The organism is Peredibacter starrii, assembly GCF_034259205.1.
Taxonomy (GTDB): Bacteria; Bdellovibrionota; Bacteriovoracia; order Bacteriovoracales; family Bacteriovoracaceae; genus Peredibacter; species Peredibacter starrii.
Window position 1 is genome coordinate 2,029,948 of record NZ_CP139487.1, and the last position, 23,413, is coordinate 2,053,360.

Annotated in this window: 23 protein-coding genes; 9 read left to right on the top strand and 14 right to left on the bottom strand. The window is 43.3% G+C overall.

Annotated elements, in window-relative coordinates; all coding sequences use genetic code 11:
* Nucleotides 1–86: 86 nt before the first annotated feature.
* On the top strand, nt 87–629 hold the full coding sequence (locus tag SOO65_RS10345) for a hypothetical protein (protein WP_321400065.1): 543 nt from the start codon (nt 87–89) through the stop codon (nt 627–629).
* A gap of 33 nt (nt 630–662) precedes the next feature.
* Here SOO65_RS10345 and SOO65_RS10350 read toward each other — a convergent pair whose 3' ends face one another.
* From SOO65_RS10350 to SOO65_RS10365, 4 genes are all read right to left on the bottom strand, one after another.
* Entirely contained in the window at nt 663–1,319 is a 657-nt protein-coding gene (locus SOO65_RS10350; protein ID WP_321400067.1) for a CoA transferase subunit B, read from the bottom strand.
* Between the two features lie 11 nt (nt 1,320–1,330).
* Complete coding sequence (locus tag SOO65_RS10355; protein ID WP_321400069.1) at nt 1,331–2,032, bottom strand: CoA transferase subunit A; 702 nt, start codon at nt 2,030–2,032, stop codon at nt 1,331–1,333.
* A 111-nt stretch (nt 2,033–2,143) separates the two neighbouring features.
* Nucleotides 2,144–2,983 (bottom strand): endonuclease I family protein, encoded by an 840-nt coding sequence (locus SOO65_RS10360; RefSeq protein WP_321400071.1) that lies wholly within the window; start codon nt 2,981–2,983, stop codon nt 2,144–2,146.
* Between the two features lie 175 nt (nt 2,984–3,158).
* A complete protein-coding gene (locus SOO65_RS10365; RefSeq protein ID WP_321400073.1) occupies nt 3,159–3,731 on the bottom strand; it encodes a YkgJ family cysteine cluster protein in 573 nt (190 codons plus the stop codon).
* A 5-nt stretch (nt 3,732–3,736) separates the two neighbouring features.
* On the opposite strand from SOO65_RS10365, the gene SOO65_RS10370 reads away from it, so the two are divergent.
* The gene (locus SOO65_RS10370) at nt 3,737–4,645 is read left to right on the top strand and encodes an SAM-dependent methyltransferase (RefSeq protein WP_321400074.1); all 909 of its coding nucleotides are present in this window, start codon (nt 3,737–3,739) and stop codon (nt 4,643–4,645) included.
* Here SOO65_RS10370 and SOO65_RS10375 read toward each other — a convergent pair.
* Nucleotides 4,626–5,960: an FAD-binding oxidoreductase gene (locus tag SOO65_RS10375; RefSeq protein WP_321400076.1), complete on the bottom strand. Its 1,335-nt coding sequence runs from the start codon at nt 5,958–5,960 to the stop codon at nt 4,626–4,628. The two genes, SOO65_RS10370 and SOO65_RS10375, sit on opposite strands and share 20 nt — an antisense overlap.
* A 49-nt stretch (nt 5,961–6,009) precedes the next feature.
* Here SOO65_RS10375 and SOO65_RS10380 point away from each other — a divergent pair, with 49 nt between their 5' ends.
* Together SOO65_RS10380 and SOO65_RS10385 are read left to right on the top strand one after the other, a co-directional pair.
* The gene (locus SOO65_RS10380; RefSeq protein ID WP_321400078.1) at nt 6,010–6,375 is read left to right on the top strand and encodes a CoA-binding protein; all 366 of its coding nucleotides are present in this window, start codon (nt 6,010–6,012) and stop codon (nt 6,373–6,375) included.
* Between the two features lie 234 nt (nt 6,376–6,609).
* Nucleotides 6,610–8,991 carry a BspA family leucine-rich repeat surface protein gene (locus tag SOO65_RS10385; RefSeq protein WP_321400080.1) on the top strand — a complete coding sequence of 794 codons (2,382 nt, stop codon included), beginning with the start codon at nt 6,610–6,612 and terminating at the stop codon, nt 8,989–8,991.
* Between the two features lie 26 nt (nt 8,992–9,017).
* Here SOO65_RS10385 and SOO65_RS10390 read toward each other — a convergent pair whose 3' ends face one another.
* On the bottom strand, nt 9,018–10,565 hold the full coding sequence (locus tag SOO65_RS10390) for a bifunctional metallophosphatase/5'-nucleotidase (protein WP_321400082.1): 1,548 nt from the start codon (nt 10,563–10,565) through the stop codon (nt 9,018–9,020).
* A gap of 161 nt (nt 10,566–10,726) precedes the next feature.
* On the opposite strand from SOO65_RS10390, the gene SOO65_RS10395 reads away from it, so the two are divergent.
* On the top strand, nt 10,727–13,180 hold the full coding sequence (locus SOO65_RS10395; protein ID WP_321400084.1) for a U32 family peptidase: 2,454 nt from the start codon (nt 10,727–10,729) through the stop codon (nt 13,178–13,180).
* Nucleotides 13,181–13,213: 33 nt separating this feature from the next.
* Here the strand turns inward: SOO65_RS10395 and SOO65_RS10400 are convergent, their stop codons facing one another.
* The 4 genes from SOO65_RS10400 to SOO65_RS10415 form a co-directional block, all read right to left on the bottom strand.
* Nucleotides 13,214–14,740, bottom strand: a complete 1,527-nt coding sequence (locus SOO65_RS10400; protein ID WP_321400086.1) for a SulP family inorganic anion transporter — start codon at nt 14,738–14,740, stop codon at nt 13,214–13,216.
* Nucleotides 14,741–14,750: 10 nt separating this feature from the next.
* Nucleotides 14,751–14,885 (bottom strand): hypothetical protein, encoded by a 135-nt coding sequence (locus tag SOO65_RS10405; protein WP_321400088.1) that lies wholly within the window; start codon nt 14,883–14,885, stop codon nt 14,751–14,753.
* Nucleotides 14,886–14,929: 44 nt separating this feature from the next.
* On the bottom strand, nt 14,930–15,226 hold the full coding sequence (locus SOO65_RS10410) for a hypothetical protein (protein WP_321400090.1): 297 nt from the start codon (nt 15,224–15,226) through the stop codon (nt 14,930–14,932).
* A 61-nt stretch (nt 15,227–15,287) separates the two neighbouring features.
* A complete protein-coding gene (locus SOO65_RS10415) occupies nt 15,288–15,857 on the bottom strand; it encodes a pseudouridine synthase (RefSeq protein WP_321400092.1) in 570 nt (189 codons plus the stop codon).
* 298 nt (nt 15,858–16,155) lie between these two features.
* Between SOO65_RS10415 and SOO65_RS10420 the strand changes: the two genes are divergently transcribed.
* Entirely contained in the window at nt 16,156–16,506 is a 351-nt protein-coding gene (locus SOO65_RS10420; RefSeq protein ID WP_321400094.1) for a translation initiation factor, read from the top strand.
* Here the strand turns inward: SOO65_RS10420 and SOO65_RS10425 are convergent.
* The gene (locus SOO65_RS10425) at nt 16,481–16,843 is read right to left on the bottom strand and encodes a hypothetical protein (RefSeq protein ID WP_321400096.1); all 363 of its coding nucleotides are present in this window, start codon (nt 16,841–16,843) and stop codon (nt 16,481–16,483) included. The genes SOO65_RS10420 and SOO65_RS10425 overlap by 26 nt on opposite strands.
* 86 nt (nt 16,844–16,929) lie before the next feature.
* Here SOO65_RS10425 and SOO65_RS10430 point away from each other — a divergent pair, with 86 nt between their 5' ends.
* Entirely contained in the window at nt 16,930–17,634 is a 705-nt protein-coding gene (locus tag SOO65_RS10430; protein WP_321400098.1) for a tRNA-uridine aminocarboxypropyltransferase, read from the top strand.
* Here the strand turns inward: SOO65_RS10430 and SOO65_RS10435 are convergent.
* Both SOO65_RS10435 and SOO65_RS10440 read right to left on the bottom strand, forming a co-directional pair.
* Nucleotides 17,615–18,955, bottom strand: a complete 1,341-nt coding sequence (locus tag SOO65_RS10435) for a glycosyltransferase family 2 protein (protein WP_321400100.1) — start codon at nt 18,953–18,955, stop codon at nt 17,615–17,617. The two genes, SOO65_RS10430 and SOO65_RS10435, sit on opposite strands and share 20 nt — an antisense overlap.
* Complete coding sequence (locus tag SOO65_RS10440; RefSeq protein ID WP_321400102.1) at nt 18,955–19,713, bottom strand: hypothetical protein; 759 nt, start codon at nt 19,711–19,713, stop codon at nt 18,955–18,957. The genes SOO65_RS10435 and SOO65_RS10440 overlap by 1 nt, the downstream gene beginning before the upstream one ends.
* A gap of 77 nt (nt 19,714–19,790) precedes the next feature.
* Here SOO65_RS10440 and SOO65_RS10445 point away from each other — a divergent pair, with 77 nt between their 5' ends.
* Nucleotides 19,791–20,606, top strand: coding sequence for a PilZ domain-containing protein (locus SOO65_RS10445; protein WP_321400104.1), 816 nt, complete (start codon nt 19,791–19,793; stop codon nt 20,604–20,606).
* A gap of 147 nt (nt 20,607–20,753) precedes the next feature.
* Nucleotides 20,754–21,224, top strand: coding sequence for a hypothetical protein (locus SOO65_RS10450; protein ID WP_321400106.1), 471 nt, complete (start codon nt 20,754–20,756; stop codon nt 21,222–21,224).
* 5 nt (nt 21,225–21,229) lie between these two features.
* Here the strand turns inward: SOO65_RS10450 and SOO65_RS10455 are convergent, their stop codons facing one another.
* On the bottom strand, nt 21,230–23,413 hold the full coding sequence (locus SOO65_RS10455; RefSeq protein WP_321400108.1) for a multicopper oxidase family protein: 2,184 nt from the start codon (nt 23,411–23,413) through the stop codon (nt 21,230–21,232).

Below are 23,413 nucleotides of genomic sequence, written 5' to 3' on the forward strand. Positions count from 1 at the left end.
ATCGTCTGAGATCTTTTCATTCCTCTCGACAGAAAAATTTGCCTGTTAGAAATTAGTTTTAAGATAACCGTGCAAAGGAGATTGGCATGCAGAATCTGAAACTAGTTCTAGTGGCGCTTTGTTTTTTGACTGTGACTTTGTTTGATGCCCAGGCGCAAGTAAGACGCGGTCCCCGTTACAATCCACCAAGTCCATATCCTGATCACCGCCCAGCACCCGCTCCTTATCCTTCACCGTATCCACCATCATATCCTTCTCCCTATCCCGACTACCGCCCGGCCCCGCCGATGCCTGATTATAGGCCCGTGCCCGACGTTAGAGGTCGCATCTCTTGTTCGGCCAGTGATACTGGTTGGGAAGAGCATTGGAGTGGCCACTCAAGCTGTGGCGATTGTCTTCAGGACCACGGAAAGTGTGTAGAGAAGTGTTATGAGGCACGAGAAGTCTGTGATGTTCAGGGAACTGATTACTCTGGCAGAACAATTACCTTCACTGCCCGCGGACCAGATCGTTGGTCAGCTGAATCAGAGGCCCGTCGTCAGTGTGAGTGGAGTCGTGACATGAGATCTTGTGTTGTAACGTCTTGCCGCTCAGATAACTTGCTCGTTTCTTCTAGATCTTGTCGTTAAAATAAAAAGGGCCTCTTTCGAGGCCCTTTCTTTTTAGAAAGTCATTTCAGGAACGTTGGCCGGAATCACTAACTCAGCTTCAGTGAGTTTTTGAATTTCTTCAACCGTTACACCAGGTGCTCTTTCAAGAAGATGGAATTTGCCATTCTCAAGACGAAGAACCGCTAGATCCGTCACTACCAGCTTCACACAGTTAACACCAGTAAGTGGAAGTGAACATTTCTTCAGAATTTTTGATTCTCCAGTTTTAGAAGCGTGAGACATGGCAACGATGATATTTTCCGCACCGGCCACTAGATCCATGGCGCCGCCCATACCTTTAACAAGTTTTCCTGGAATCATCCAAGAAGCAAGGGCACCAGTTGAATCTACTTCAAAAGCACCAAGTACTGTTAGATCAACGTGACCACCACGAATCATGGCAAATGAATCGGCCGATGAAAAGAAAGCAGCACCTTTAATAACAGTAACAGTTTGCTTACCAGCATTGATAAGATCCGGATCGATTGTTTCTTCAGTCGGGAACTCACCCATACCAAGAATGCCGTTCTCAGATTGGAACATCACTTCCATCCCTTTCGGAATGTAATTGGCCACGAGAGTAGGGATACCGATACCGAGGTTTACATAATAACCATCACGAAGTTCTTTCGCGATTCTTTGAGCGATTTGTTCTCTTGAAAGTGCCATATGATTTGTCCTTATTTCTTAATTGTTCTTTGCTCGATTCTTTTCTCAAACTTACCCACGATTAGGCGATTGACATAAATGCCTGGCACGTGAATGAAATTTGGATCAAGCTCGCCTGGTTCAACAATCTCTTCAACTTCTGCCACTGTGATTTTCCCGGCAGTCGCGATCATAGGATTGAAGTTTGCGGCAGTTTTTCTGAAGATAAGGTTTCCGTATTTGTCTGCTTTCCAAGCTTTCACCAGAGCGAAATCAGCCTTCGGGAAAGCTGGCTCAAGAATATAAGGGCGACCGTTAAACATTTTAACGTCTTTGCCTTCAGCAATTTGAGTTCCGAAACCAGTTGCAGTGAAAAAACCTGGAATACCGGCACCTGCGGCACGGATTTTCTCAGCAAGTGTACCTTGTGGAGTAAGTTCAAGTTCAAGCTCGCCACTTAGAACTTGTTTCTCAAACAGAGCGTTCTCGCCCACATATGAAGAGTACATTTTCTTTACTTGTTTTTTCTCAAGAAGGATCCCAAGACCAAAACCATCAACGCCCGCGTTGTTTGAAGCGATGGTTAGACCTTTAACACCGAGGTCATGAACTTTTTGGATAAGGTTTTCTGGAATCCCACAAAGGCCAAAACCACCCACCATTAAAAACATATTGTCTTTGAGACCAGCGAGGGCCTCATCGTAAGTCTTTACGACTTTATTGAATCCAGACATAGGAACTCCTTAGAGAGAATAGAGGCTCAAAGGGTACCGCTAAGGCTTGAATTTGTGAAGGAATTAGAGGGAGAGTGCAATGCGGCACTGTTGCCAGTGCCGCAGAGATATTTAGAAATCTAGAACTTTATCAACCAGTTCAGGGTGATCAACGAAAGGGTTACGCACTTTTTGGTATTTTGCGATCATTTCGTGACGACGAGTTTCAGCTGGATCAACTGGATCTTGCTTGTGCCATTGACGAAGAACTCTTTCTTCAGAGCTGCTGATACCTAGGTTGTAGTGAAGCGCGAAGTAGAAAAGAGCTCGAGCTACGTTTCCACGGTGAGATGGAGGTGGAGTATAAGCGCCATCTTGACCATCTACGATACCGAAGCGGCTGAAACGACAGCCTTCGCCGCCCATTTCATTTTTACCAGCTTCAACAACACCGAATGGAGAGTTACCGCGAACTGCATTTGCTTGTGAGTCAGTCAGGTAGAGGTGGTGCATGTCTGATTTTTGCATTTCACGAGGAAAGTTTCCGTTGAAACGGCTTTGAGGCCATGTGTGCTCGATGTTTACTTGAGCGTGCATTTGAGAAACTTCGTTTAGGTTGTTGTAGTAGAATTTCTTCCCACAATAAACATCCAAAACGTAAGTTCCGCTGTTATCTCTTTGAACGTCAAGTTCGCCGAACATGATAAGACGTGCTTTGCTATAGCCAACAGAAAAATGACGGTAGCATCTGCCTTTACATTCAGACGTGATTACGTCGTATTTTCCCGGAGACGAGTGGTGATTTTCGTTGAAGATTTTCAAGAAAACTGAACGGTCGAAAGTTTTAGTTGAAGCAACACGGTAGAATTCTTCACCGTAATAGGCCCAGTGGCCGTTTGGAAGACGTTGGTTTTCCTGAGCGAAAACCGTTGTGGCCAGCATGGCCAAAAGAATGAGAGTTAAACCTTTCATGCAATTCCTTGGTTGGTTTTATGAATTTTTTTTGGAAAAGCGTAGGATAGTTGATCTTAATTGTCACATAATTTTTACTAATACTTCGTCTTAACGTTATCTAGACAAAGATGAATTAAATATCAGAATTAAAAATAAATAATTCCGACGTGACACGAGATGTAAAAAGATGTGATCAAAGGTTCTGGTACTGAGCGTAAAGTGAAACTTTTTCCAACGCCCCCTTGATGGCGAGGTTGATTGGAAGCTTTTTTTGAATGAGTTCGGGATCGAGTGTAGCGAGTTTTGAAGTCCACAAAGGAATGAGTGGTGTAGTTGGATCTTGTTCCGCGTTCATTTGGCGGCTTAATTCTGGTTGGGATTCTTTAATGTATTTACAGATAGAGAGAGCAATCTTTTGGTGTTTGTCGCGGGTGCCTGCCACCCCAAACATCCGGCAGATAGATGGGCGTTCCTGGTAAGAGCTGCAGTACCCCTGACCAGTTTCACCCGTTGAAACCAGTAAGAGACAGTGCTCCTGAGTTGAGATCTCTAATTTCTGAAACCATTCCTCAGTTTTACCTTCATCATGAATTTTCAGCGCAAAGGGAAGCATTTCAAGCACGCTGGCCTCAATTTCTGGATTAAGACAACAGCGGCCGCAACCATTTAAACAACCGAGTCCAGTACTCTTTTGATAGCCAGAAAAAGTCTGCCCCATTTCTTCATAAACTTTTTGGAGATTAAAAACGAATTCTCTGATATTCATTATCAATGGCCTATTTCTATTTTGTACTCACTAATGTTGATGCTGAACCACTTCTCAAAGAAGAGATTTCTATTCGATATCCTGAATTAAGACTGAGCTATTCTAGACCTGGTTTTCTGACTTTTAAAGGGGAGAAACCTTTAGATTTTCGTCCACTCTTTGCCCGTGTCAGTGGGGAGTGTCAGGGGAAGTTCAAACTTAATGACCTTAAACTATCAAAGTGCTGGGTTTGGAAAAGAGATGAGGAGTTAAATATTCCGACTGAGCTGGCCCAGATGTCTGACAAGACACTTTATAAAGTCGGGGAAACTGTTACTTTGGTGATGATGATTGGACCGGATGAATTCTGGGTAGGAAATTATCAATTGAAGAGTAACCACTTTCAAACTCCTGGAGAAGTCAGTTCCATCGAAGTTAAAGACGTTCCCTCTCGCGCTTATTATAAGCTCGCTGAGGCCTTCGAAGCTTTTGATCTTCCTTTTGATCACCAAGAACGCGTGCTGGAATTAGGTTCTGCACCGGGCGGAGCAAGTCTCTTCCTTCTTGAACAAGACATGATCGTGCTAGGAGTAGATCCGGCCGAGATGGATAAACGAGTTACAAGTAACATCAATTTCAAACACATCCGTCGTCCTTTTGAGACGATCATTGAAAACAATTTCAAAGAAGATGTGGATTGGATCATTAGCGACATTAATCTTCCACCGACCGTGGTGCTCAAAGAAGTTTATCGCATGCTTACGTTTTTGAATCCGCGTGGATTGGTACTTACACTTAAAATGAATCAGTCAAAGCATCTGGAAGTTGTGGCGAGTGTGAGGGAGCAGTTCCGTAAACAAGGCTTCAAGACGGTGGAGCTGAAATATCTTCCATCCCACCGCCAGGAAATTGCGCTTATAGCCCTTCGTTCATAAACCCTTGCGGGAAGAACTGATTGTAAGGATCATGTTCTTTTTTTAGATCATGGAAAAGATCCAATTGGTTTTTTCCATGGAAGCGCTTGATGTATTTTTGTTTTAAAAGACCGATTCCATGCTCAGCAAATGGCGAGCCTTTCCAGGCCAGAACTTCGTCATACAATTTTTGAATCTCATCCAGGCACTTCGCCGACTCATCTTTTGTCGGCATGTAGTTGAAGTGAAGGTGAGCGTCTCCGAAGTGACCGAAGAGGCAATAACGAACTCCGACCTGAGCGGCCTTACGGTAGAACTCCAGGAGGTCTTCGAATTTATCCGGAGATACCTGAACGTCAGTTCCGATTTTAACCACACCCATCTGAGAGTTCACTTCGAAAATAGCACGAGGAACACCCGCACGAACGTGGTGGAACTTGTTCTCAGCAATCTCAAAAACATTGTCTGCAGAAGTATGAGTCAGGTTACAAAGAACATTAGCGTAGATGTCTTCAAAGGCACTGCTTTTTACTTCTAAGAAGATAACGTCCTGGTTGTTACCAAGTTTTTCATCTGGCTTTAAGTAGTTCATACAGTTAGCGTCGAGAAGCTCACACGAGATAATGGCATCACGGTGAGACTGAACGGCATGGAAGATTTCCATGTGGGCCGTGAAATCTTCTTCCCAACGAGGAAGGAGAGTGAACACATAAGTCACTGGCTCATTATCAGTTGTTTCAATTTCCACTTCAGTCACAAGTCCTAGTTGTCCCTCGGTACCAATCATAAGATCGATGGCCTTTTCAAACCGTGGGTAAGGAGCGTTCTTGAAGTTTTGATAGTGTTTGAAGTCACTCTGATAGGCAGCAAGGGCCGAGGAAGCAGATTTAAATTCGTCTTCTCTTTTCAGTTCTTTTTCTTCACCGTTAAAGTCTAAGTATTTTAAGCGCACCACTTGAGAGCGCATATTTCCGAAAGCAAAACAACGTTCACCCGTACAAGATGTCGCGATACCGGCCGTGATGAGGGCCAGTTGTTCAGTCGGGGACGTTTTAAGGTTTCTACCTTTTGAGCGCAGAAACTTCTTCGCCTCTTCCCAAGAAACAGCCCCACGAAGAACCAGATTTCCGTTCTCTTTAACTTCCATATGGGCCGGAAGTTTTGAAAGATCACACAGGAAGTATTCCCCGTCTTTTTTCCACGGCAGAAGTGTTTCAAGCTTATCGTAAGGGATAACAGTTGAGGTTTTTGATGAGAAATAGAAGCTCGGTTGATGCGCCTTGAGGTGACGAACAAGATCTTCTTGAGAGTAAAATGTTTTAGTTACAAACGTCATATAGACTCACTTTTTAGAGTTATTTTAACGTTTTTTTTAAGGAGAGGCCATGGAAGTTGTTGCAGTTATTGGAGCGTCCTCTGACACCAATAGGTATTCATATAAAGCTATGGAAATGCTGGAAGAGTATGGGCATACACCGGTGCCGGTTCATCCCCGTGAAGAAGTGGTCCGTGGGGTTAAAGTCACTCACAATCTAGGGGACCTTGCCGGTCAAAAAATCGACACAGTAACAGTCTATGTGAATCCGGCGATTTCTGACAAATACGAGAAGGATTTGATCGCAGTAAATCCAAAACGCGTGATCTTTAATCCAGGCGCTGAGAACCCACGTCTTGAAGCCGCTCTTGCGAAAAACGGTATTCAAGTGGAAAACGCCTGTACCCTGGTGCTTTTAAGAACGAATCAGTTTTAAACTCTTCTCTTTTATCAGAGATTCAACTGCTCGGTGAAGTTATCGAAAAATAGTCATTTATAAGGATCATAAAGTTTTAATATTTTATTAAGATTTACCCGATAGGGTTAATTGTAAATGTTAAATCTTATTAACGTCCTATTTTTATTTACTTTTGTGTCCTGTGTTTCTCCTGTAACCCAAGGAAAAATATCTGCAATAATTTATTCTATAAATAAAAAACCTCTTGGACCTGTGGCCAATAATATACATCCAGGTGCATTTGCTGAAGACAGTGAATCTCTGATTACCCTGGATTACTCTGCATCAGGCAATGCACTTGCCACGGCCTGTAGCCTAGAGGATCTGGACAGTGTTTATATCTCAACTCCTTGTTCTTGTGATTTGAGTGGCATTTGTACTGTTGGCATCACAGGAGTAAATGATTTTTACGGAGCCGCCGGTTTTAAATTCACTGTGTTTGTGGATTCAATGGCCTCAAATACCAGTGAAGCCAGTTTGAGTATTACCAATGTAAACGATGCTCCTGTGGCCGGAGTGAATGTTTCAATTTCGGGTGACGAAGACACTCTTTTGAATTTCAATGCACCGGCCGCCACTGATGTTGATTCAGATCCTATAACGTATACGATTACGGCTGCTCCTTTAAATGGAGTACTTTCAAATTGTATTGCAAGTGACAGTGATTTAAATTGCAACTATACGCCCAACGCAAATTTTAATGGTTCTGATAGCTTTCGCTACCTTGCCAATGATGGGACCGAAAATTCCGCCCTCGAAACAATAGTCACAATTTCAATAAATGCTATTAATGATCCCCCTGTACTTGATTCAATCTCAGATCAAATGGGCGCTGTTGAGAATACAGCGATTGCGACTATTGATGCAGGAGAATTGGGGTTGGATTTGGATTCAGATTCTCAAACTTTAAGCTACTCTTGCTTTTATGATCAAATTATTGATGGAACTGTGGCGGCAAGTTCTAATTGTTCAGGATTAGCTGGGGCCACATTCACAACATCAACAGGTGTATTTAGTTGGACGCCGATCATAGGGCAAGCTGGCGACTATGAGTTTAGTATAATAGGTAGTGATGGTTCACTCAGTGACGATGAGATCTTTAGAATTAAAGTGGACAGTGCTCCGAGGCCATTTATTTCAATCTGGCGAACGACAACGGCTTCAGAGTCAATATCTTTACCACTGAGGGCCGGATTCAATTATAACTTTACTGTTGATTGGGGTGACGGGTCTCCAGTTTCAACTGTTACCTCAACTTTTGATACGGACCGTACTCACATTTACGCTGTTGCCGGTGACTATACTGTCACGATAAATGGGCTCGTTGAAGCTTGGTACTTCAATAACACTGGAAGTAGGGCAAAAATTATTGAAGTTACTGATCTGGGAAAAGTTGGATGGAAGAATTTAAGTAATGCGTTCTATGGATGTTCAAACCTAGTCTCATTTGCCGGAGGAGATACATCTTTGGTTACGGATATGACTTCAATGTTTAGAGGGACCAGTTCATTAACGGCCCTTGATGTTTCAACTTTTAATACATCTGCAGTCACAAATATGTCATACATGTTTTTTGGCGTCACTTCGCTAACCCATCTTGATTTGTCAAATTTTAATACTTCCCTGGTTACAAATATGACTTATATGTTTACTGGCGGTAGTTCACTGGTAAGTCTCAATTTATCAGGTTTCAATACCGCTGCAGTTACTAACATGTCGAGTATGTTTACAAGTTTAAGCTCACTCACCAGTCTTGATCTTTCAGATTTTAATACAGTTTCAGTGACCGATATGTCTTATATGTTTTTTCAATCAACGGGTCTAACGACGCTTGATTTATCGGGCTTTGATACCTCAGCAGTCACAACCATGATGAGTATGTTCCAGGGTGTAACTTCACTAACAAGCCTTAATCTTTCAGGCTTTAACACGGCCGCAGTCACCAATATGGGCAGTATGTTTGAAAATGCAAGTGCCCTAACAAGTCTCAACTTATCAAGCTTTAATACATCTTCTGTTGTAAATATGGGGCGAATGTTTTACCAGGCAAGCTCGTTAACCAGCCTTGATCTTTCAAACTTCATCACCTCGGCCGTGACAAATATGGCCAGTATGTTTCAAAATGCAAGTTCCCTGACAAGTCTCAATTTATCGGGTTTTAACACCGCTGCAGTAACAAGCATGGGCAGTATGTTTGAAGGAGCAAGTTCACTCACGAGTCTCAACCTGTCGAGCTTTAACACTTCTGCTGTCACAAATATGAGTGGTATGTTTTACCAGGCAAGTTCGCTCACGAGTCTTGATCTGGCAAACTTTAATACTTCTTCTGTAACCAGTATGGTGAGTATGTTTCGCAATGCCAGCTCGTTAACAAGTCTTAATCTGTCTAACTTCAATACGACGGCAGTCACATCAATGGCCTACATGTTCTATGCTACAACCAATCTGACTTCACTTAACGCAAATGGATGGAACGTCACAAATGTTACTAATTCAAGTAACATTTTCACCTCTAAAAATCCTGGTCTTGTTGTCAGTTGTGACCAAGGTGGAACGCCAGGCACAGGCAGCCTCTTTGGAGAAGTCTGCAATTAATCAAGCCTGATGAGCCCACATTGAATTTAATCGTTCAAACAACGAAGAGGTGAATTCTTCTGGATGTATTCTTCCAGCAACGGCCAGTAGTTTTTGGTCTCGAGATAATCCAGACGATGGAGAATCACACGACCAAAAATGTTTAAGAGTTTTTCCATCCCATATGGAACTTCGCTGGGAAGAGCGATCGAGTAGTAGCGGAGATTTCTGATCTGCTCACCATTAATGATGGCCGCTTCAGCTGTGTGAACGGTTGGGTCATAAGGGACTTCATGACCTGTTTTATCCTGAACCTTGATCCCATCGATCATCACTTGCAGACCCACTTCGGATCCGGCGAATGCATTGAGAATTTGTTTTAAGACAAAACCTGAAATGCGAGCACGGGCCACGTTCCACCCCTGATCTCCCCAACGTCTGAAATGAGGAAAGTTATCCACCATATCACCAAATGTAATGGGGCCCGCTGGAATTTGTTCACCCTGAAACACATCAAACTGAAGACCTAGTTCAGTTTTCGCGGCTTCGCGGGTAAGGCGAGCGATGTGACGAGACCAACAAGTTCTGGTTTGAGTGTCCTGGCCGTTATAATTTCCGCTCAGTGTGATATCGGAAAAACCAATCACTTCATCCCAATTGCGACCGAAGTATTGCTCACGATTGATATAGGCCGTGCCTACGAAGTTTCTCATCTCTTCGTCCTGAGGCATGTCTTTAAAAATATCGATCATCTTGTAATCGAGAATTTCCGCCTGACCTTTGCCTTTAATATCCACAATCATGGAACCCACATATCCAGAGTGAGCACCGGCCTGAATTATTGGAATCTGTCGGCCACTTAAATTTTTAACATGCTCTGGTTTCTCAAGGCGGATGTGCGAGTGGCCACCCACGATGAGGTCAATCGTGCGTGTGTTCTTAACCAGTTTTCTATCTTGCTCTAGACCAATGTGAGTCAGACCAATGAGATAATCGACGCCATCTTTAATCGCCTTGTTCGCTTGCTTCACACCTGTTTTATGAGGGTCCGCGATCCAGCCCAGAGGGCGAATGGGATACATGTAGTGAATCTCATTTGTGGTAAGTCCAAAGACGCGAACTTTCATTCCGTCTAAGTTATAGTCCATGTAGTCGGGCATGAGGCCAGAGAGACCCATCCAGCGTTTGCCCTTTAAATTGGCAGAAAGAATTTTCGCTTTAAGTTCAGCATCACGGATTTGATTCCGTAGTTCTTTTCCACCCAGAATAAAATCATGGTTCCCGAGAACCGTTACATCAACGCCCAACATATCCAGTGCACGTAGGGAATCCACTCCTTGATTTGAAAAATAAAAGCTCGAACCTTCACCAAAATCGCCACCATCTAAGTAAATCGACGGAATACCTTTTGCCTTAGAATCAGCTCTAAGTTCATCAATCACTTTCTTCAGCTGGGCATAACCACCAATTCCACCGCGCGTGCCCTGAAAATACGAATGAAGATCATTGGTGTGAATGATGTGCAGGGGCTTAGCGAGAAGCGAATTTGAGATGCCCAAAGCAAGAAAAAGGGCCGCAGTTTGAAGAACTTTCATGAAGGTCCCGTGATTTGAAGATTTAGTGGTAACTTTGATTAAAACTCTGATCGAAAAAAGAGGAAATGCTGTAAATATTTCCTAAACAAAATGAGAGAGCATCTTAAGCTTCACAAGAGAGATGGCCAAGTTGATTTCCTTTAAGCTAAAACTCCTAACTTATGAATTCTGAACTTCTACTCCCTGTCGGTAATATGGCCATGTGTCTGGCTGCTGTGCATTATGGCGCAGACGCCATTTATGTTGGTGTTCCCTTTTTCAATGCCCGAGGCAGAAGTGCTGACCTCACCATGGCCGAGCTGAAGGAAATGATCGACCTGTGCCACCTCTATGGTGTGAGAGTAAATCTTGCCTTCAATGTGGTGATCTTTCAGGATGAATATCCAAAAGTGATAGAGACCCTCAAAGAGATTCTTCCGATGGGTCCTGATGCTTTCATCGTGCAGGACCTGGGGCTCGCAAAACTTATTCGTGCTATGGCACCCAATCAGCGCATTCACGCTTCGACTCAGATGACGGTCACAAATCCAGACGCGATTAAACTCGTCGATGACTTAAAGATCGATCGTTTTGTTTTGGGCCGCGAGAATTCAATCAACGAAATTAAGCTCATTCGCGAAAAGACGGACAAAGAACTTGAAGTGTTTGTTCACGGAGCTCTTTGTGTGGCCTACTCTGGCCAGTGTTTTACTTCTGAGTCATTGGGTGGCCGAAGTGCTAACCGCGGTCAGTGTGCACAGAGCTGCCGCTTAGAGTATGAACTCTTTGTTGATGAAGTGAAAAAAGATCTCGGACAAAAAAAATATCTCGTTTCTCCTAAGGACTTAATGGGCATTGAAGAAGTGCCGACGTTAAAAGAACTAGGAGTAAATTCATTTAAAGTTGAAGGACGCTTAAAGACTCCGGAGTATGTGGCCGCTGCCGCTAAGAACTATCGTGAAGTCTTAGATGGCGCTCCGGTGAATCTAGAAAAGAGGACGGAAGAACTCTCGACTACTTACTCAAGAGGCTTTTTCTCAGGCTGGCTTCATGGTGTGAATCACCAGAAACTTGTGGATGGTACTTATAGCGCTCACCGAGGGCTAGAGATCGGAACGATCAAGGAAATTAAAAAGAAAGCCGTGATGATTGATTCAACTCGTGATCTAAAAGCGGGAATGGGACTACTCTTCGCGGGCCCTAAAGAAGATCAGGGCTCAAAGATCTTTACTGCTTTAAGAATCGGTAAAAACTTTGAAGTAGAACTTCTTCAAAAAGACCTGAAGCTAGAAAAAGGAATGAAGGTTTACCTTAATTCCAATGAGGCCCAGGCAAAAGATCTTCAAAGAGGATGGAGCTCTCGCGAGCACATGAAGAAGATCCCATTGAAGTTCTTAGTTCAAGGTCTTTATAACGAGCCCCTTTTGGTGAAGGTCACAGATCCGGAAGGACGTGAAATTTACGCTCAGACAATTTCAAATCTTGCTCCGGCTTCGGCCCGTCCGATGACTGAACAGTTTCTAAAAGATGAACTTTCATCATTAGGCACGACAGTATATGAAATGGGGACTTTTGAGTGCTTTATTCAAGAAGGTCTTTTCCTAAATCACCGCGAACTTAAAGACGTTCGTCGTGAACTGGTTGAGAAAATGAACCAGGCGCGAATTGAGCGCCGTGCCCGCGTGGAAACTTTTGATTTAAAGCCCATGGTGAAAAATCAAACGGAAGCAGGTCTTAATATTCTTCTTCGTTCTAAGAAACAGGTGGAAGGCTTTGCGGAAAACTTCGCGCTTTTCCAAGGCCATAAAGACATCATTAAGAGTGTGATCCTGGATTTTGAATTCGGGAAAGATTACGCTGCTTCAGTTGAATTAATTAAATCTCTTGGCGTGAAAGCGGGAATCGCGACAACGCGAATTTTAAAACCGGCCGAGTACTATAATCTAAATACGATTATTCGCTGTAATCCGGATCTGATCCTGGTTCGTAACCTGGGTGCTATCGAATACCTCCGCCAAATGTCACAGATTCCTCTTATTGGTGATTTCTCGCTTAACGTGACTAATTCCCTGTCTCTGGATTACTTAACGTCTAAGGGCCTCGGAAGCGTTAACGTTTCGTATGATCTTAATCAGGATCAATTACTGGATATGCTCGAGTTCTCTGATCCATCAAAAATGGAAGTGACTCTGCACCAGTACATGCCTGAGTTCCATATGGAGCATTGTGTGTTTGCGGCCTTCATGTCGAATGGTTCATCATTCCGTGATTGCGGCAAGCCTTGTGAAAAGCACGAAGTAAAACTGAAAGATCCATACGGGAACATGCACTTCCTTAAGGCCGATCAGGAATGCCGTAATACGTTCTTCAAGGCGACTCCCCAGTCTGCTGGCTTCCTGGTGAAGGAGCTTAAAGAACGTGGCGTAGGATCGTTTCGTTTAGAGGCCCTGAACGAAACACCGGAAGAAATTAATCTCAAGATTGTGACTTACTTAAAGCTCATCAAGGGTGAGATCACCGCGGACTACGCTCTTAATTCTCTAAAAGTTGTGGAGAGTTATGGACTGGGTCTCGGTCAGATGAATAAGTCAGATACTTATAAAGATCGTAAGAAAGAAACGAATCAGCACAAATAAAAAGTGCCACCGAAGTGGCACTTTTTATTTGATCTAGGCCGCGGCCAATTTCTTTTTCATCGCAGACAACTGATCAACCCCAAGAGCATAGTGTTCAGGAGACATAATCACCTGGAACGGAATGCCCACGTTTTGGAAGTAAGCTTTTAGATCGTGGATCTGATCCATTACACTGTGGTCAACGTAGGGAGAGTGAGTCAGATCAAGTTTAAATTCTTTCTTATCAGCAGTCAGACGAAGGATTTCATCTTTTACGCCAAGGAAGTTACTGAAAGTCAGAGCACTGTCCACTTTCATAAGAGTTCCACCACTGATTTGTGTTTCTACTGAGTAAGAAGCTTTAAGACTGTGACGTAGTTTAAGTCCTAGATAGATCTCAACAGCGAACTGGGCAAGAGCACCAAGGAAAATCCCCATAAGTAGATCAACAGATAGAGTTACTAGAAGTGTAACTAAGAAACCTGTTAGGTTATCTTTACCAATCTGAAGCGCATGGTGAAAGTGTTTTGGTGAACCAAGACGGTAACCAATCATCACTAGGATCGCAGCGAGAGCGGCAATAGGGATGTAGGCAAGTACTGATGGAAGAGCAAGAACCGCCACAAGGATAAGAACACCGTGGAAGAAGTTGGCTCTCCAAGTTTTAGCACCGTAAGAAACGTTGGCCGAAGAACGAACGATCTCAGCAATCATGGGAAGACCACCAAGAGCAGCACTTAGCATGTTACATGCGCCTTTTGCTACCAGGTCACGGTCAAGGTCTGATTTTCTTTTCTGAGTATCAATTTTATCAACTGCCGCGGCCGAAAGAGTTGTTTCAAGAGTACCAACTAGAGCAAGTGTGATGGCAGATTTCCAGAAATCAAATGATCCAAAGGCCGCGAAGTCAGGAAAAATCACCCAGCTTTTAACGTCCGCAGGGATGTTAAGAAGTTTTGATTGATCCATACCAATGAAAGAAGCAAGACCCGCACCAACGATGACCGCTAGGAGAGGACCTGGAATCTTTTTAGCAGGGGCCCAAGTGATTTGGTTCCAAGTAATAAGAAGGGCAAGTGAAACTGCACCAACGATGAATACTGTCGTATCAAAGCTTGTGAAGGCCATTGGGATTTCAGCAATGAGCATCAGTGGGTTTTTATTCACAGGCACGTGACCCACCATTAAGTGGAATTGTTTGGCGATGATGATAAGACCTATTGAGGCCATCATCCCGTGAATAACTGATACTGGGAAAGCAAGACCTTTACGAGCAAGCTTCATCAGACCGAAAACCACTTGAAGAGCACCGGCCACAATGGCAGCACCAAGCATACCTCTAAAACCAAGTTTGTTAACTGCTTCAAGAACAATAACGATGAGACCAGCAGCTGGACCATTAATCGTTACGTGAGAGCCACCCATCCATGAACCTAGTAGTCCACCGATAATAGCGGCAATGAGTCCGGCAGAAGCTGGTGCGCCTGAAGCGAGGGCAATACCAATCGAAAGTGGTAGGGCCACAAGCGCGACAGAGAACCCTGCCATAAAATCGAATTTTAAATCACTCGTGTTTTTCATAAATAACCTCTTAGTGAATCGCCGGAGCGCTCACTTCCTTTATTAAAATCTCAGATGTTTGTTTTTTAGTTTCAGCGTTTTTCATCAAACTGAAAGTGCTGCCGATGACGAAAATTGTGACAAGAATAGCGCGTCCCCATTTCATAATGGTCTCCAATTAGGTTTCAAATTTGTTCAGGGTTGTTTTACTTAAGCTGCGCTAACCGGAGGAGGCAGACAAATGTGGTGCGAATTTAAGAGGGTTGAAAGAAGATGGAACTCAGAAGTTGGATAAGTAACATCAGTTGATACAACGACTGGTTTTTGGTCTTCAACAAGTTCTACTAATTTCGCAAGAGAGTATTTGAATTCAATCAGAGGCTGAATTTCCACCTCTGTATTTACTTCATTTGTCTTAGGCGAACGAGCATAAGCATTGTGCATAGACAGCTGTCCCATCAGGAACAACAGCGTAATGAAAATGCTTACTGAACGTGTGTGTTTCATGAAGACATTTTCGGTCGAAATGTAAGGATATACGAGGACAAAATCCTTAATTATCTTTCATCTATTTAAAGGATTTTTCATCTAGATTAACGTCTGTTAATTCCTTGTAAGAACCGAGAGATAGATCCCCTAATTGGAGATGGCCTATTCCCTTTCGTATAAGTCTCAGAGTAGGGTGACCAATGGCCGCGGTCATTTTTCTAACCTGGCGGTTCTTGCCCTCAACGATTTTTATCTCTAGCCAAATATCTGTGACACTTTTTCGGAATCTCACTGGAGGATCACGAGGGGGAACTTCGGGTTGTGGATCGAGAATTCTGACCTCGCAAGGCTTGGTCATATAGTCTTCGATTTTTAGTCCCCTTCGCATTTTCTCCAGAGACTCTTCTGTAGGCACTCTCTCGACCAATACCCAATAAGTTTTTTGTTTTTCATTCTTAGGATTAAGAAGTCTCTCAATCAGTGGACCATCATCCGTCAGAAGAAGAAGTCCCTCGGAATCTTTATCCAGACGTCCGGCCGCATAGACTCCCTTCGGGAGATCGAACTCCGCAAGCGAGCGGGCCCCATCTTCAGGGGTAAACTGTGAAAGAACTCCATAGGGCTTATGAAACAATATATAGCGAGGCATGGGGCCATCTTAGCATAATCAGGTGATCTGCCCCATGGAAAAGTCAGGGTCTGTAATAAAGTAAACTCTTACACTTACATTTTCTAACTTAAGAAAAAGAGCTGGCTTTCTTAAGATTGGGGGGATACAACTCTCTCCAAGGAAGGGAGGATTAGCATGGAAAAACTGCTTCTCTTATTAGGTCTCGGATTCTTTTCGATTACGGCTACTATCCTTTCGAGTGCTGCGTTCAACTAAGGCATGAGGCCGCTCTCACGAAGCTCTTGACTCATGGATGAGTCAACTTTTAAATTGTGCTATGTCTGATTACGAACTCGTCTACAGTGATGATCCTAACTTTAAAAAACGTTGCCCAAAATGTGGGAAGTATCCTTGCGCTTGTCCTAAAGCAGGCGACATGGTTCCCTCTCAGCACACGTTAAAAATTCGTCTCGAAAAAAATAGTCGCGGTGGAAAAACTGTGACAGTGATTTTTGAGTTACCGAATAATGAAGCTTACTTCAATGATGTTCAGAAGAAACTAAAGGGCCTGTGTGGTACTGGTGGTTCTTATAAGAACAACATGATTGAGATTCAAGGGGACCATCGTGAGAAGATCAAGGCCCACCTTGAAAAACTTGGCTTTAAAGTGAAACTTGCTGGCGGTTAATACAAACTGCTGTGTATTCTCCGTGATTTACGGAAACTTCATACTCACGAGTGCTACTTAAACTTTTCATTGGAAACTCAAAGGTCATTTTCTTTTCGTCATGAGAGAAAAGTGTCACATATCGACATGTCTCATAATCAATGATGTCCACATCATGAGCATAAAAAACATTTCCGTCGAATTGAATGTAGGCCGCTGAACCCATGGGCCTGAACAAGAAATTAAATTCGTATTTTGTAAAACCAGGCCTTTTGATTTGGCAGTCCACTTGGATAGGTGTGGCCCCGTGAGCTTTGGCAAAGAGAGCTAATAAAATCATCGCGAGAATCATTTTCATACTCGTCTCCTTAAAGTGGGGAGCACACTAGCGAAAAGTTTAACAACGGTCTTGGCGCAGAGCGAGCGTTGAAGTATAAATCCCCCATGAATCTTTGCCTTAAATGCCGACGTCGAAATCTCACCTGCGTGTGCGCGCTTCTAAAGCCGTTTAAAACGACTTCTCGGTTTATCATCCTCATGCATCCCATGGAGTTCAAAAAAGAGAAGGTGGGCACGGGACGCTTCTCTCATTTGATTTTAGAGAACTCTAAGGTCGTAGTGGATGTGGGCTTTGATGAGAACGCAGAGTTTCAGGCCATTTTGAATGATCCTGAGTATGAGAGCTACGTGTTATATCCGGGTGTGGAACCGATTGATCTTGGAACAGATGTCCTTGCCCAAAAAGTCACCAAGAAGGCCCAGTTCATTGTGATCGACGGGACCTGGCCATGTGCTAAGAAGATGATGAAGCTCACCACCAGTTTGCATCACGTTCCTCGTGTGAGCTTTAAAAGTGACCGTATTTCAGAATTTAAAGTGAAGCATCAGCCGATGCCTGGGTGTCTCTCGACCGTTGAATCTATTCACCAGGTACTTTTAGATCTAAACCGTATGGGAATGGAAAACACTAACCCGGCCCATGAGAATCTCATGGATGTTTTTCGTCATACAGTGAATCAGCAGATGGATTTGGCGAAGGATCCGAGTCGTCAGGGCTATCGAAAGAAACCTTTCTCACTTCCTGAAAACCGCAAAATTTCCAAGAAGTGGGAAGGGCGTTTATTGTTCTTTAAAGAGTCTGGTGAATAATTTCTTCTCTTGGCTTATCACCCCAAGCTTTGTTCTTACTAAAGCTTCTGAATAAGGCGATCAGTCTCCACCAAGAAGTCAGCTGCTTATAACCTAAATGCAAAAACAGCGTTTCAATCGTGCTTTGAGTACAAGACCAGTACTTCTTTTTAGAGACGTACTTGTTATCGAAGTAAACCCCGATCAATGTAATGATTAAGTTAAAGAATAATCCGATCCCGAGATACATGAAGACCGTTTCTAGTGACACCCAGTTTTGATAAAGAGCATAGGGAATAAGCACAAGTCCTAAAGCTTCAACTACGGGAGAGAGGACTTCCACAAACCAAAAGTATGGAATGGCAAATAGTCCTAGTGGGCCATGATTTGGATTAAAGAACAGCGAAATATTCTCAGATAGAGTCTGAACTAGTCCCATCTGCCAGCGCATACGCTGAATGCTTAAGTGCTTAATCGTTCTTGGAACCTGAGTGTAACAAGTTGTGATGGGAAGAATCTTAAAGTGATGGTTCTCACCTTGGTAAGCACGACGTAGACGCACGATCAGATCAAAGTCTTCAGTGATTGAACGGTGATTGAATCCACCAATTTTTCTCACGGCCTCTTTCTTAAGCATACAGAAGGCACCTGAGATCAGAAGTGTTGACCCAAGGAAGCTCCAGCCCAATCTCTCGCACACAAAAGCGCGAAGATATTCAATTCGTTGAAATGAAGTGAGCCACTCTTTTGAGCGAGCTTCAAGAGGTGAGTTGTCTTTTAGAACTTGCGAGTTAAGGACCTGAATCACTCCACCTACGGCAACGAGTTTTGAGTCCGTCGCAAAAGAGCGAAGACAGGCCTCAACTCCGCGAGCAGTTGGAATTGTGTCCGCATCCATTGTACAAATGAGATCATAAGTCGCATGTGTCACACCATAATTCAGGGCCTGGGCCTTACCCATGTGAGGGGCCTCAAGTACAATCAGTTCAGGTTGTGTGATGGATTTAAAAATTCGATCTTGTACTTTTTGAAGTTGAAACATCGTTTGCAGAAGCTTCATGGTCTGATCATGAGAGCCATCGTTAATGACGATGATCTCTTTCTTCGCTTGAGGCAGAGAAAGATAGGTCTGGATCGTTTCAACGATCAAGGACTCCTCATTGAAGGCCGGAATGATGAAACTCACCGCGGGAAGATCTTTTACCGTCTCATCTTTAAGACGGGTGCGATAGCGCTTGATTTTCATCCATGAAAGAAGCATCAGTACCGCATACACGACATTGATACACAAAAAATAAACGGCAGAGGCCTTTAAAAGAAGAAGGCAAATTTCCTGTACCATTAAATCACCCATACTAGGTTAAGTGTTGTTGTCATAAATTGATTTTTTAGTTCTTCGTAGTCAGTGTGGTCAAAGATGAGTTCTGCTTTGGTGCTCGGAGTGAAGTTATAACCCGCGCCTCCACCGAAAGTTGTGGTGTCTACCAGAATGCTGGATTTACCGATGATTCCTTGTGAGGCCTCTTTGCCTTTGTATCCGAAAGCGAAAAGGGAGTAATTACTTTCTTCGTAATAAACTGCACGAAGTCCTACACTATAAACACCCTTGGTTTCATTGGGAGCTTTAAAGGTTGCATTTCCAAGAAGGACTTGCGGGATCAGGATAATGTTTCTGATTTTTTCGATCTCAAGGCCCAGTTGGTAAGTATCAATATCTGTCACAGAGTAAGCAGCATGACGATAGATGAAGTAAGGGGAGTAGCCCGGTGCAAGTGCATAGTAAGCAGCGAGATAACCGTCTTTTTCGGCGAGGATGTCATTTCCCATGCCTTGAAGGTAACGGGCCTCAACAGTTAAAGTATCAGTCGGACGGTACTGAACTGAACCACCAGCGCGCTTTTCATAAAGATCAAAACGCTCGAGGTATGTTCCCTGAAGACCCACTTTCCATTTGCGATTCAGATCCACTCTTCCAATTAAGTCCTCCTGAATCCCTCGGCCACCGGCTTTACCAAGATCTACATATTGAGAAACGAGCTGAACATCATGAGCAGAGGCCAAAAATGGGAGACAAAGTAACAAGAGAGCGAGTCGAAGCACACAAATCCTTTGAACTAATGTTGTTAATCCTTATTGATATGCTAAAATTTTCTTAAACAATAAGGCAACCAACTTAAATGAGAGTAATTAAGTCGGATTCTGGACACCTGGCGTACCAGAAAATTTTCAAACATTTACTGAAGCACCATTCGCGAATTATCGTGTGGCAGGTGCTTGATTCCGGAGAACGTGTCATCAGTGAATCACGTCTCAATTCTTTTCACCTTGATCAAGGTCTCTTGAACTTTGTCACCCCAACTGGAAAGCTCGATGAGCTTAATCCTATGTATTGTTATGCTGAAGAAGGTCAGTTGATTTTTAAGTCCGGGATTTTTGAAATTAAAGGTCAGGTGATGACACTTAATTTACCCGGCGAAATTAAGCTTCTTGAAGATCAGGACGTAAATCTCATTCATGGCCAGATTGGCATGGATCTAAAACCAATTTGGAAAACAAAACGCATTGATCTCGATGCTCCTGAAGAAGATGAGAGCGATGTTCTGAAAGTGAAGTCCATGGCCGAGCGTTCAAGCCGTGACCAGGAATTTTTAAATAACGAATTTGCTCTTAGTATTGATGAAGAAGAGGCGATGTATGCGGACAAGCGTGAAAGTCCTCGTGCTCGTCCTAAAAAAGAAAAATGGGTGAAAGTCAAAGTTGATGGAAGCCCGGAAGTTCATTTCTTAAAACTTTTTGATCTGTCTCGTGGTGGAATTGCTTTTGTTGCGATGGAGATGGAAAAGTTTCCTAAGGGTAATACCATTCATGTCGTGGGCTTTGATGAGTTTGATCTTGATGATCCTCTCGTTGGAAAGATTATGTCTCATCGACCGATTGATGAAACTCAAATTGAATTTAAGGTCGGAGTGAAGTTCGATGAAGGGCAGGAGTAGCAAACTTTTCGTTGCTCTTAATTTTTCTTTATCTAATGCAACTTTATCTATCCCAAGAAAATCATTCATTTCGACCGAATTTAAGAAATCTCTTTTGAGAGTTTCTTCTTAAATCCCCGAGAATAGGTTTCGAAACAAGGGGAGTTTATGAGAAAGCTTGTGACCGTCGTTCTTTTGAATGTTCTCATTGGTATAGTTAATGGCTTTGCAGGTGTACAGGAACCAGATCGTATTCGGAACGACGCTACTTTAGCTGGTATTGATTCAGATAAAGATGGAATTAGAGATGATGTGCAAATCCTGATAGAGTATGAGTTTTCAAAAGATTCTAGAATCTTAAAAGCAGCACGACAGAAGGCCAAATACTTGCAATTAAGCATCCTGACGGCGGAGGACAAGGATAAATCAATCCAGGTTGCCAGAAAAAGTTTAGATACTAATTCCTGTCTAGTGCATGTTGCAGGTTTAGAAGAGAGCATGAGGATTACACGATTTATTGAAAAGAAAACTTTCAATACAAAAGACAGGCTGTACGCCTATGTCAAAGCAAACGGTAACTTCAGCGGAGAAGGCTATTCGTTACCTAAAAAAGACAAAATGGCCGAACTTTGCGAATAGAACATCTAAAAGTTATACTGTGCTCCCACACCCGCACTATGTTCTGTGAACATTAATCCCGCTGACCACGCCCAATTGTTCTGATACATCAAAGAAATTTCAAATTCCGATGGCTGTTTTTGTCTGAAAGTAAATTCAGCATCGGAATAAATATACTGGGTCCATTGAAATCTTCGTTCAACGTCGAGTCTCATTCTTCCCTGATTATCAATAAGTGTATGAGTCTGAAGTAAGAACGGGAGCATGTAACCCACACCTGCAACAATCGCTCCTTCGCTTTCAACTAAAGTACTACCGGCAATGAAGTTCGTGTACTTGTTGAGCCATCTTTTATAGAAGAAGTCTCCTTCACCTTTCCAACCGAAGTCACTTCTTAACTCGGTTCTGAGTTCAATTTCGTTTCGAGTGTTCATCACATTGAGTTGCGCCTGAGCATGATTGGTGGCCGCTTCTAGCATCCCTCGATAGTAGACATGATCGTGCAGATGTGGGTCATGGGCCTGGATCGCGGCAATTTCAGGTTTAGGCGTGAAGGAAGAATACTTCACTACTCGGGCCATACCTGTTTTTAAGTGATAGAGGTTGTGGCAGTGGAGCATCCATTCACCCGGCTCGTCACTATAGAACTCAATGGTCTTTTCTGAATGAGGAGCAACATCAAGGGTGTGCTTCAAAGGAGAGTTTTCTTTAAACTGATTAATCACTCGAAAGAAGTGTCCATGAAGGTGCATCGGATGATGCATCATTGAGTTGTTCACGAAGGTAAAGCGAACCACCTCATTGGGTTTGATTTCAATGGTTCGATCCTCACTTATGGATTTTCCATTGATGAACCAGGTGTAGCGTTCCATGTCTCCGTCTAAGACGAGTTTTACATCGTGACGAGGGAGAGATGAGGGGAACTTAGTTGAAGCTGGTGCTTCGATATCATTTACGGTTAGAGTCTGAATGATTTTTTGATGATGATTCATTCCAGCGTGTCCTGTGTGATCCATCGTTGAATGGTCCATCTTTGAATGATCCATCGGCGCGTGGCCCATTTTCGAATGATCCATAGCACTCATGTCCATCGGTGGCTTAGTAAATGATCCAGTGTACTTGAGAGTTTCCCATGCTGTACCCATATACATTTTCGCGTAAAGATCCGGACCTGCTTTTTTTGGGGCGGGAATTTTGTCTCCGGCACCAATCCAAAGAGAGGTTTCACCAGTTCCGTCTTGAGCACTTGCTTTCAGTTCCGTACTTTTCCCAGCAGGTACTTTGAAAAGAACATCATAAGTCTCCGCCATCCCAATCAAGAACTCATTTGCCATGGTTGGTCTTATGTCTACTCCATCGGCCGAGATGACATGCATGGGATTATCGCCTAAAGCAACATAGAAGTAGGACGAGGCAGCAGCGTTGATGATTCTTACTCTTACTATTTCACCTGGTTTGAAATCCGGTCGCTCTTGAACTTTCTTGCCGTTGATTAAAAAGGCATCATATCCCACGTCAGAGAGATCCATGCCACCCATTCTGGTCCATTCATTGTAGAAAAAGTTATTTAAGGAATGAGCTTGATAAGCGCCCCAATAGGAGCGAACAGTTTTCTTCTTGAAGAGATAATACTCACCATCTTTTTTTAAGTTTTTCAAAACCTGCGAGGGATTCTCATCCGTCCAATCACTTAAAACCACCACGAGATCTTTATCATATTTGATTCTTCGCTCTTTTGGATGAATCACAATGGCGCCATAGATACCTTTCTGTTCCTGAACATTGGTGTGCGAGTGATACCAGTAAGTGCCATGCTGTCTGACTTTAAATTTGTAAGTGAAGCTTTCACCAGGAAAAATCGGTGGCGTATTTACATAGGGGACACCATCCATATAAGGATCTAGGAGAATACCATGCCAATGGACAGAAAGTTCATCATCCTTGATTTCATTTTTAAGAACGATTTCCGCTTCATCACCTTCGGTGAATTCGAGTGTAGGAGCGGGAATACTTCCGTTGAGCATCAAGGCAAAGCGAACGTCCTTCTTTCCACTAAGGTTGACCTTACCTTTTGTCGCAGTTAGTTCATAGCGAACGGTCTTAGCATTGACCGAAGTAGTCATGAGGGTGAGTAGTGCGAATAAAAGAAGCGACTTCATTTGAATTTCCATACAAGATGCAAGACGAATGATCTTCGTTCTTTGTGACAA

Excerpts from the sequence above, each read along its gene's own strand:
- SOO65_RS10395 (WP_321400084.1), top strand. The coding sequence starts at position 10,727 with ATGAATTCTGAACTTCTACTCCCTGTCGGTAATATGGCCATGTGTCTG.
- SOO65_RS10345 (WP_321400065.1), top strand. The coding sequence starts at position 87 with ATGCAGAATCTGAAACTAGTTCTAGTGGCGCTTTGTTTTTTGACTGTG.
- SOO65_RS10445 (WP_321400104.1), top strand. The coding sequence starts at position 19,791 with ATGAGAGTAATTAAGTCGGATTCTGGACACCTGGCGTACCAGAAAATT.
- SOO65_RS10400 (WP_321400086.1), bottom strand. The coding sequence starts at position 14,740 with ATGAAAAACACGAGTGATTTAAAATTCGATTTTATGGCAGGGTTCTCT.
- SOO65_RS10370 (WP_321400074.1), top strand. The coding sequence starts at position 3,737 with ATGGCCTATTTCTATTTTGTACTCACTAATGTTGATGCTGAACCACTT.
- SOO65_RS10375 (WP_321400076.1), bottom strand. The coding sequence starts at position 5,960 with ATGACGTTTGTAACTAAAACATTTTACTCTCAAGAAGATCTTGTTCGT.
- SOO65_RS10390 (WP_321400082.1), bottom strand. The coding sequence starts at position 10,565 with ATGAAAGTTCTTCAAACTGCGGCCCTTTTTCTTGCTTTGGGCATCTCA.
- SOO65_RS10380 (WP_321400078.1), top strand. The coding sequence starts at position 6,010 with ATGGAAGTTGTTGCAGTTATTGGAGCGTCCTCTGACACCAATAGGTAT.
- SOO65_RS10350 (WP_321400067.1), bottom strand. The coding sequence starts at position 1,319 with ATGGCACTTTCAAGAGAACAAATCGCTCAAAGAATCGCGAAAGAACTT.
- SOO65_RS10435 (WP_321400100.1), bottom strand. The coding sequence starts at position 18,955 with ATGGTACAGGAAATTTGCCTTCTTCTTTTAAAGGCCTCTGCCGTTTAT.
- SOO65_RS10360 (WP_321400071.1), bottom strand. The coding sequence starts at position 2,983 with ATGAAAGGTTTAACTCTCATTCTTTTGGCCATGCTGGCCACAACGGTT.
- SOO65_RS10410 (WP_321400090.1), bottom strand. The coding sequence starts at position 15,226 with ATGAAACACACACGTTCAGTAAGCATTTTCATTACGCTGTTGTTCCTG.
- SOO65_RS10430 (WP_321400098.1), top strand. The coding sequence starts at position 16,930 with ATGAATCTTTGCCTTAAATGCCGACGTCGAAATCTCACCTGCGTGTGC.
- SOO65_RS10355 (WP_321400069.1), bottom strand. The coding sequence starts at position 2,032 with ATGTCTGGATTCAATAAAGTCGTAAAGACTTACGATGAGGCCCTCGCT.
- SOO65_RS10420 (WP_321400094.1), top strand. The coding sequence starts at position 16,156 with ATGTCTGATTACGAACTCGTCTACAGTGATGATCCTAACTTTAAAAAA.
- SOO65_RS10365 (WP_321400073.1), bottom strand. The coding sequence starts at position 3,731 with ATGAATATCAGAGAATTCGTTTTTAATCTCCAAAAAGTTTATGAAGAA.
- SOO65_RS10425 (WP_321400096.1), bottom strand. The coding sequence starts at position 16,843 with ATGAAAATGATTCTCGCGATGATTTTATTAGCTCTCTTTGCCAAAGCT.
- SOO65_RS10415 (WP_321400092.1), bottom strand. The coding sequence starts at position 15,857 with ATGCCTCGCTATATATTGTTTCATAAGCCCTATGGAGTTCTTTCACAG.
- SOO65_RS10405 (WP_321400088.1), bottom strand. The coding sequence starts at position 14,885 with ATGAAATGGGGACGCGCTATTCTTGTCACAATTTTCGTCATCGGCAGC.
- SOO65_RS10450 (WP_321400106.1), top strand. The coding sequence starts at position 20,754 with ATGAGAAAGCTTGTGACCGTCGTTCTTTTGAATGTTCTCATTGGTATA.